Origin of the sequence: Microbacterium sp. BF1 (genome assembly GCF_019279095.1) — a bacterium.
GTDB classification, from domain to species: Bacteria; Actinomycetota; Actinomycetes; order Actinomycetales; family Microbacteriaceae; genus Microbacterium; species Microbacterium maritypicum.
The window spans coordinates 1-966 of sequence record NZ_JAGYWT010000703.1 but is presented as its reverse complement, the minus strand read 5'-3'; the positions used below and the strand labels follow the sequence as shown (position 1 = coordinate 966).

Below are 966 nucleotides of genomic sequence, written 5' to 3'. Positions count from 1 at the left end.
ACGGCGCCGGTCGACGACGCGGCGAGCGCCTCGAGGTCGACGGGGTCGAGCGCCGCACCCCAGTGCAGCAGCCGCGCTCCGGTCGTGTCGATGACGACGCTGACGCCGCCGGAGGTCAGATGGACGAGTTCGCTCATTGCCGCTCCAGACGAAAAGGGAGGCCCGCCCATGAGCATACGGGCGGGCCTCCGAAAGGCGTTACTCCGTGACGGGGATCGACGCCGCCTTGAGCGCGTCGACGGTCGCCGTCTGGCCCTTCTCGATCGCGTCGAGCAGGGTTCCGCTGCCCGAGACCGCGGCCTTGAAGCCGTCCGAGACGTCGGCGTAGGTCTGGGTCATGGTCGGACCCCACGCGAAGTCGGGAGAGACCTGGGTGGCGGCGTCGGCGAAGACGTCGTAGATCTTCTAGGATGTGCGCCTCATGAAGCAGGCGGGTGTCGGCCTCGTCGCGATCAACATCTTCGGCTGGCATCGGCGCCATCATGCTCGGTACCAACGAGACGCTGTCCGAGGCGGACTACCAGATGGTGTGCCTCGTGGTGGACTCGGTGCGCGACACGGAACGCGTCGCCCGCTACCTCAACGGCGGCTTCGTGGACGGTGCAGTGATCGTCTCGGCCCGCGCGCAGGATCCGATCACGAACGCGGTCATGCGACTCGACCTTCCCGTCGCCTACGTGGGCCATCCCCCTGATGTGGATGCGGCCTGGGTCGGCGTCGACAACCGCGGGGCCGCGAACGCCGTGACCTCACGCCTGATGGCGACAGGACGTAGGCGCGTCGGCATGATCGCCGCGGCGCTCGACCGCGACTCGGGCACCGATCGCCTCGCGGGGTTCACCGACGCACTGGGCCCCGACTTCGACCCGGACCTGGTCGAGGAGGCGCCGCTGTACTCGTACGCCGAGGGAGCTGCGGCGATGACGCGGCTGCTCGCGCGTGCCCCCGACATCGACGGGGTGTTCG

At 69.3% G+C, this 966-nt stretch carries 1 protein-coding gene and 1 pseudogene; one reads left to right on the top strand and one right to left on the bottom strand.

Annotated features, from left to right (window positions below; genetic code table 11):
* Positions 1-198 precede the first annotated feature (198 nt).
* The gene (locus tag KZA10_RS16185) at positions 199-339 is read right to left on the bottom strand and encodes a hypothetical protein (RefSeq protein WP_373695270.1); all 141 of its coding nucleotides are present in this window, start codon (positions 337-339) and stop codon (positions 199-201) included.
* Positions 340-482: 143 nt separating this feature from the next.
* Between KZA10_RS16185 and KZA10_RS16180 the strand changes: the two are divergent.
* Positions 483-966 (top strand): annotated as a pseudogene (locus KZA10_RS16180) (LacI family transcriptional regulator); the annotation flags it as partial.

Coding starts and splice junctions, on each gene's coding strand:
- KZA10_RS16185 (WP_373695270.1), bottom strand. CDS start 339: ATGACCCAGACCTACGCCGACGTCTCGGACGGCTTCAAGGCCGCGGTC.